The following is a 6,350-nucleotide window of genomic DNA, read 5'->3' as shown; positions in this document are numbered from 1 at the left end:
GGAACAGGGAACAGGGAACAGGGAACAGGGAACAGGGAACAGGGAACAGGGAATAAAATAGAAGGGGGATAGTGTTTCTTAAAGGGCGTTGCTAGCGCAAGAAACCCTCCGGGTATGCGCAAAGCGCACGCCTTACGGCTAACGCCAGTCGCCTGGCTGTCGGGAAACCCTCCCGCAGCAGGTTGTCGTCACCGCTAGTTAAAAGTTTACTGGGAGTTCTCCCACTCCGGAGTCAGACGACGAAAGTTAAAGTCAACAGCACTGGGATGACAGGTGACACAGCTGCCAATTTGCACGGGGTTGGGTAGCTTGACTTTAGGATGCAAAGCTTTGAAATACCGGGAGTTATTGACGCGATATGGTGTTTGCTCGTCTTGGAGTTGAAGACGGGAAAAAGTTGCGAGATACTTCCATACTAAAATACGTGGCGGATCGACCAAAGGCTTTAACTGTACGCCGTAATGTTGTGTATCTTCCAAAAGATTTTTCCAAGTTTGGGTAGGCAAAACCGCTGGTGGTATGGCTATGTGACAAGTGGAGCAGTTTTCTATGTATAATTGTTGTCCTAGTTGATATTGTGCTGGTACGACATCAACAGTACCTACCTCTGAGGTAGGAGTAGCACCATTGGCATGAGTTGCCAAAGCTAACAGCCATCCCATAGCTAGACTCCAAGCCAGGATGACCACAAGCAAACCGATGGGCTTTCGCTTTTGTTTTCGCTGACGTGATTGGCGCTTAACAATATTTGACATTCGTCACACTCACACATTTTGCATATCGGCGCTTCTTGCACATTTTATAAGAAAAATGTTTGTCCACTTGGCTTAGCTCACTTGCGTTTGGTGGTCAGAATCGTAGTAAACATCATCAGGAAGCCACCTAAGATAATAGCGATCGCCAATCCTGCTGTAATTAAGTCCAGTGTATTGTTATCCATATTCACAAAACAGATAATTGTTTATTGGGAATGAGTCAATAGTCAAGCCATTTTGACTAATGACTAATGACTAATGACTAATGACTCATTTAAAAATCTACACCTTGCTTGAGTTCTACACCATGATTAGCATAGTGCTTGTGGCAGTATACTTCAGAGTGAACGCTAGCTAAGTCGAAGTATGGTGGTTGATTTTGGCAGCGACCTGTGATAATGATTTCGGTATCGCGGGGTTTACGAAGTAAAGCTTGAACAATCGGTTCAATCGGTAGTAGTTCCAAATCCACTGTCGGATTAAGCTCATCGAGAATAATCGTCTTGTACAATCCGGAGGCGATCGCAGTCTTCGCAATTTCCCAACCGCGTTCAGCTTCCACGTAGTCCAATTCTTGACGGGAGTTGCGCCAAACTATCGCATCTCGCCCACAGCGTTGATGATCCACCACCTCTGGATATGACTGCTGTAAAGCTGCTATGGCGGCATCTTCAGTATAACCAGTGCCACCTTTGAGCCACTGCATAATTAATACCCGAGTAGAACCTGGATGATTAATTCCTCTACCAATTGCTTTTAAGGCTTTGCCCAAGGCACTCGTCGATTTCCCTTTGCCCGCGCCTGTGTAAATTTCAATACCTTGTATTCTCTGTGCTTTTGCGGTTGGGTGGAGATGGGGTTTCATTTCTGAGTGTAAATCCGCAATATCAAGTAATTGTTGCGGTGCTGCACGCCCAGTAGTAATGATTTCTAATTCCTGTGGTTTGGATTTTAGTGTGCGTACCACTTCATCTACTGGAAGCAAACCTAAATCTAGGACGGGGTTAATTTCATCCAAGACGACAACTGAATATAAACCGCTTGCGATCGCACCTTTAGCCACATCCCAACCTCTCGCCGCTTCAGCCCTGTCATAAGGCGTAATTTCTTCTGGTCCAAAGTATTCTGCTCTACCAGTGCGAACTTGGTCAATCAGATGGGGAAAACCTCGTTGCAAGGCTGCTATAGCCCCATCCTCATCGTAATCCCTTTCTGGTCCTTTTAAAAACTGCAACAGCAAAACACGGTTAGAGTTGTTGGGAGTATTTATCCCCAACCCTATAGAACGCAATACGACTCCTAAAGCTGCTTGTGACTTGCCTTTACCTGCACCATCATAAACGTGAATTTGACCAGTAAGCCGTGAGGGGCGCAATTGCGCCGTACGAATACCAATGCTGTTCCTTGTCATCTTTTGAAAGCTTTAACGTGGGAGTCTTTGATCTTACCCAAGGTTTTATCAGATTTCATGCAGGCAAGCCAAGCCGGAGAGTTCGGTTCAAGCAACTAGCGTTATGGGGTTTGATGAAAATTATAGAAAACGGGCAACCTAGGCATGATTGCGGTTCTAGACGCTGGAATTGTCGCTTCATCGTACGAAACCGCCCATATCTTATTAAAACGAGTAAACAAGGTTGCCCGTTTTCTACAAGATCAGTCTAAGGGTGTAAGGACTCTTCACATCTGACACCCTATAAGGTATTGAAATATATGAAGAAAAGCAACAAGAGGATATATAAACAAAAAGATGCTAAAAAACTAGAAGAAATAAGATAAACTGTCACACAGAAAAACTGATACAGCTAGGGGCTATACTACTTGCTAGCAGGTTGTTTTCTTGCGGATTGAACGAGCGAATTTTGTGCCTCCTGCACAAAAGCGGCAAATTGTGCTTAGGGTACCTGTAGGGCATCTTTTGAATGGCTTAGTTGCCCCCATCATGCTCAGTGTTGCGGCTATACTCTCTTAAGTTACACTTTAGCGATTACTTGTTTATGTTTGACATTCCTGAACTTCCTACAATTTTTCCCATTGGTGCAATTTTGTTTAATTTTTTATTTTTACTAGTGGCAATTCCTATCGAAGCATATGTCTTAAATACAAGGCTAAAATTTGACAAAAAGACGAGTGCTTTTTATGCGATCTCTATCAATGTCTTTTCTAATGTGATTGGTTGGGTCATCTTTTTCTTTGTAGAGCCAGTCTTGTCACCCAATTTAAAATCAGAATTAATGAGTTTTGTTTTTTTCAATCGCTTACAAACACCTGGGATACAAACGTTATTAATTTTAACTGCTTTTATCATTTTCTTTAGCACTTTTTTAGTTAAGTATGCTCTTTTGAGAGTCTTGTTAATATCATTAAGTGATTTCAAAAAAGCTCCTCCAGAACCTCAAGTTATACAACGACGCAATTCCCGTCTTGCTTCTAAGAGTAAATGGCAAAATACAAATATAGTGACTACTATACTTATAGCCAATGCACTCAGCTATAGTTTAGTCGCAATTATCTTATTTATTCGCTCTGTGAATACGTAATTTTGTTCAAGCTCTATAAATCATGAACTACAATCATTTTTAATTCTTAATTAAAGGAGAAGAATATGCAAATAATAAGGGACGCATTTGGTCTTTTTGGAATTGTTGAAAGCGTTTATGAACGGATAAAAAAGATACTAATTCCGCCGAGAGCCTACTCTTGGCAAACATTAATTTATTTAAGTATTTTTTCTTGGTTAATGTCATCTCTATCTCTGGGATTTGTCAAGGACTTAATAGCATTTTGCGGTTGGTTATTTCTGATTTTTGGTACTGCTTGGTATACGACGGATAACCCGTTATATGTTCCAGGAACTAATCTGCCTGTAGGGGCACTGATTACTGGATTTTTAGTCAGTGTTTTTGCTTTTGGTTATGGAGAAAATGTTTTGACATCAAGGACAATTGTTCTTTGGCCAACGATTTCAGCAATCATTACTGCAATTCCAGAATTTTTTGAAGGAAGTGGTATAGATGCAAAAACTCAAATTCCTAAGATAGAAGACCGCCAAAAAATGATTATTCTAGTTGGCAGTTGTATGGTAATTAGTTGTTGGCTGCAATTCTATTTTGTCACAGAGAATTGGTTAAAAGAATATCCCAGTCTCATAGTAGACAATTATCAGGGCAGCGCCTTTGTTACTAAAACAGTATCAACTGAAAAAATTCCAAAAAACGGCGTTTTAATTTTAGATAAACTTACCCCAAAAGTAGAAGAACAAATACGTGACAAACCTTGGTCGGAAGCAGAACAATGGTTACTCAATGCAGGACAAAATGTGGGTAACTTAGGCAAGCAAGTCATACAAAGAGAGTTGGCAGAATATGACGAAAGATTTTTATGGCGTGTTGAACCGCGTGTATCTAACGCCAAGAATGGATATAAACTGGATCTCCTAAGTATCTGGGGTGGTCCTAGTTCTAATCCCCGTGGATATTACTTAGTAAAATCCTGTCGAGTTGATCCAGTGTTAACATCTGGAAGCACCTCCAGCCAAACTGTTAATAAAACAGAAAACAGAAATACGATCGCCGAAATAGATTGCGACACAAAAAGTTCATTTTTTGCAGGTTCACCACCACCGCAGCAATGATGACAAGAGGAGTCAGGACAATAGGATTCGGATAAGCACTCGCAGAAGTTACCGGGTTTCTTGAATAAACTCGCAGAAGTTACCCGGTTTCTCTGATCAACAATGACTATACCGAACCGTATTGCCACTTTCCCTTAATTAAAAAAAGAAGATTTGAGGTTGGTGAATAGTTCCGTCAGGCATAATAGCACCTTGTAGTTTTGCCTCCGATAAATTTGCCTCCCAAAGGTTTGCTTCATTCAAATTTGCTTCCATGAGATTTGCCCATGTCAAGTCAGCAGCAGTTAAGTTAGCTTGATTCAAATTGGCTTCTAGTAAGCTTGCTCCACAAAGCTTTGCAGCTGTAAGATTGGCTCTTACTAAATTAGCTTGAATGAGTGATGCTTCAATTAAGTTAGCTTCAGTTAAGTCGGCTTCGCTTAAATCAGCATCACACAAAGAAGCTGCCCATAGCTTACTTCCACATAACTTCACTCGCCATAAAAAAGCTCCACATAAATTTGCATGACTTAAATCAGCGTAACTCAAATTAGCTTCACATAAAGAAACTTCATATAAATAAGCTTCTTGCAGATTGGCTTGCATTAAATTTGCCCCACTTAGATTTGCACCAGTGAGGATTGCATGACTCAGATTTGCAGAACGCAAATCTGCTCCTATCAAGTTAATTCCACTCAAATCAACTCCTCTCAAGTCGATACCACTTAAGTCGCATCCACTCAAGTCCCTTTGTTGAAAACATTGATCTGTAATTTGATTGAGAATGAATTCGTGTTTTTCAGCAAAGTTTTTCATGGTATTGACCTCTAGGTGTAACATATCCAAACTACGGATACCAAAAATTACTGCATTTTTGAGATTACACCTCAGAAGTATATAAGCTGAGTCAAGAATCTAAAAAAAATTCCTAAAAATTTCAGCCAAATCAGGAAAAGCCTTATTATGCAAGCTTTGAGTCTTTCTTTATGTCAAAAGACTCTGATAAAGGTCACAAAAACTTGATATTTTAGCAAACCAGTCAGATGGTCATTTATTATGAGCTTTAGCCCTGATTCTACACAGCAGTCGCCTGCATTGCAACACTCTCCCGCAGCTTTGACTCAGCCCGACGCTGTCTTTTCTAACCTCGTTTCTCCCAATATCAGTGCTGACACACTTCGTACACAAACTCCCATAAAATTGGGAATTCTGGCTTCTGGAAGTGGCAGTAATTTTGAGGCTGTTGCCCAAGCAATCAAAGACGGGCAGTTGTCCGCCCAAATTCAAGTTTTAATCTACAATAATCCGGACGCCTATGCCGCAGTACGGGCAGCAAAATGGGGTGTCCCTGCTGTGCTTCTTAATCACCGTGAGTACAAAAGCCGTGAAGATTTGGATAGACAAATTGTCCAAACTTTGCAGGAGTATGATGTGGAATTGGTAGTTATGGCTGGTTGGATGCGGCTGGTAACGTCAGTTTTTATTGATGCGTTTCCTGACAAGATTATCAATATCCATCCTAGTTTGTTACCTAGTTTTAAGGGTTCACGTGCAGTAGAACAAGCCCTTGCCGAGGGGGTGAAAATTGCTGGTTGTACAGTGCATCTTGTTTGTTTAGAAATGGATAGCGGTTCCATTTTGATGCAAGCAGCAGTACCTGTGTTGCCTGATGATACACCAGAAACACTCCACGCGAGGATTCAAGTTCAGGAACATCGGATTTTGCCTTTGGCGATCAGCTTTGCTGGCTCCCTGCTGGAGCATCGCCCTAGCAGCAAGCCCATCTAACGGTTAGAAAGTTGCCAAGACCCCACATTGCACTCATTGTCTTTGCCACACGACCAGTTTGAAAGACAAAAATCCTTTAATTATGTCTGGAAGCAAGATTTCTCTACAATCTTGCGATGTCGGCTAAATAATCATCAAACCAAAATTTACTTTTTTTACCCGGAAAAACTAGAAGACAAAATTCCTTGAATTAAGAC

At 41.2% G+C, this 6,350-nt stretch carries 6 protein-coding genes; 3 read left to right on the top strand and 3 right to left on the bottom strand.

Annotation, left to right across the window (positions count from 1 at the left end):
• Nucleotides 1-206: 206 nt before the first annotated feature.
• The gene (locus DP116_RS26290) at nucleotides 207-755 is read right to left on the bottom strand and encodes a cytochrome C (protein WP_169157951.1); all 549 of its coding nucleotides are present in this window, start codon (nucleotides 753-755) and stop codon (nucleotides 207-209) included.
• Between the two features lie 274 nt (nucleotides 756-1,029).
• On the bottom strand, nucleotides 1,030-2,166 hold the full coding sequence (locus tag DP116_RS26285) for a cob(I)yrinic acid a,c-diamide adenosyltransferase (protein WP_169157950.1): 1,137 nt from the start codon (nucleotides 2,164-2,166) through the stop codon (nucleotides 1,030-1,032).
• Nucleotides 2,167-2,749: 583 nt separating this feature from the next.
• Between DP116_RS26285 and fraC the strand changes: the two genes are divergently transcribed.
• Both fraC and fraD read left to right on the top strand, forming a co-directional pair.
• Nucleotides 2,750-3,292, top strand: a complete 543-nt coding sequence (fraC, locus tag DP116_RS26280) for a filament integrity protein FraC (RefSeq protein ID WP_169157949.1) — start codon at nucleotides 2,750-2,752, stop codon at nucleotides 3,290-3,292.
• Between the two features lie 65 nt (nucleotides 3,293-3,357).
• Entirely contained in the window at nucleotides 3,358-4,386 is a 1,029-nt protein-coding gene (gene fraD / locus DP116_RS26275) for a septal junction protein FraD (RefSeq protein ID WP_169157948.1), read from the top strand.
• A gap of 138 nt (nucleotides 4,387-4,524) precedes the next feature.
• Here fraD and DP116_RS26270 read toward each other — a convergent pair whose 3' ends face one another.
• Nucleotides 4,525-5,181 carry a pentapeptide repeat-containing protein gene (locus DP116_RS26270; protein WP_169157947.1) on the bottom strand — a complete coding sequence of 219 codons (657 nt, stop codon included), beginning with the start codon at nucleotides 5,179-5,181 and terminating at the stop codon, nucleotides 4,525-4,527.
• 240 nt (nucleotides 5,182-5,421) lie between these two features.
• Between DP116_RS26270 and purN the strand changes: the two genes are divergently transcribed.
• Complete coding sequence (gene purN, locus DP116_RS26265) at nucleotides 5,422-6,153, top strand: phosphoribosylglycinamide formyltransferase (RefSeq protein ID WP_169157946.1); 732 nt, start codon at nucleotides 5,422-5,424, stop codon at nucleotides 6,151-6,153.
• Nucleotides 6,154-6,350 lie beyond the last annotated feature (197 nt).

The organism is Brasilonema bromeliae SPC951, assembly GCF_012912135.1.
Lineage (GTDB): Bacteria > Cyanobacteriota > Cyanobacteriia > Cyanobacteriales > Nostocaceae > Brasilonema > Brasilonema bromeliae.
The sequence above is the reverse complement of the archived record's forward strand: the minus strand, read 5'-3'. Positions and strand labels throughout refer to the sequence as shown.